Origin of the sequence: Actinomadura darangshiensis, assembly GCF_004349235.1 — a bacterium.
Lineage (GTDB): Bacteria > Actinomycetota > Actinomycetes > Streptosporangiales > Streptosporangiaceae > Spirillospora > Spirillospora darangshiensis.
In genome coordinates this window covers 1-953 of the sequence record NZ_SMKY01000648.1, presented here as the reverse complement: position 1 = coordinate 953, position 953 = coordinate 1, and the positions used below count along the sequence as shown (strand labels likewise).

Below are 953 nucleotides of genomic sequence, written 5' to 3'. Positions count from 1 at the left end.
CCCACCGCCTTCGTCCACACCGCCTTCGTCGGCCCCGCTGCCCGCATCGTCCGCGCCGCCCGCGTCGGAGGGTCCGCCGGGGGGTGCGGCGGGAAGCCCACCGACACCTTCCCCGGCGGCTGCGGGGGCAGGTTCAGGGCCGGTGCGGCGCCCGAACGGGCAGACCTACCACCCCCGGCAGCTGGCCGACCTGCCCGATGTGGCGGCGCTGCGCCGTCTGCGCGAGGCGGGCATCGTCTCGCTGCTGTACGGGCCGCCCGGTACCGGCAAAACCTCGCTGGTGGAGGCGGCCTTCCCTGACCTGATCACCGTGGCCGGTGACGGGGACACCGCGGTGGCCGACTTCGTCGGCGAGTACACCCAAGCGCCCGGCGGCGGCTATGAGTTCGTGTACGGGCCGCTGGTGACCGCGATGACCGAGGGCCGCTGCCTGTTCATCGACGACGCCACCCTCATCTCCCCCAAAGTCCTGGCGGTGGTGTACCCGGCCATGGACGGCCGCCGCCAGATCACCGTCAAAGCCCACAAGGGTGAGACGATCACCGCCGAGTCCGGCTTCTACGTGATCGCCGGACACAACCCCGGCGTGCACGGCGCGGTCCTCACCGAAGCCCTCGCGTCCAGATTCTCGGCGCAGATCCAGGTGTCGACCGACTACGACCTGGCCCGCACCCTCAAGATCGACTCCCGTGCCGTCCGGGTCGCCCGAGGTCTGGCGGACCGTCAGGCTTCCGGGGAGATCGGCTGGGCCCCGCAGCTGCGTGAGCTGATCGCCTTCCAGAAGATCGCCCGGGTGCTCGGCACCGACGCCGCCGTGGCCAAACCTGCTGGGCGTCGCCCCCGAAGAGGACCGCGACGTGGTCGCCGAACTCCTCACCACCGTCTACGGCCGCGCCATCACCCCCCTGGCCCTCGGCCGCCAACTCTGACCGCCCACCCACCCTGAACTTGAA

1 protein-coding gene is annotated in these 953 nt (G+C 71.7%); it reads left to right on the top strand.

The window, feature by feature from the left end:
* Positions 1–142 precede the first annotated feature (142 nt).
* Positions 143–946, top strand: a complete 804-nt coding sequence (locus tag E1293_RS47165; RefSeq protein ID WP_207939568.1) for an AAA family ATPase — start codon at positions 143–145, stop codon at positions 944–946.
* The last annotated feature ends 7 nt before the right edge of the window (positions 947–953 follow it).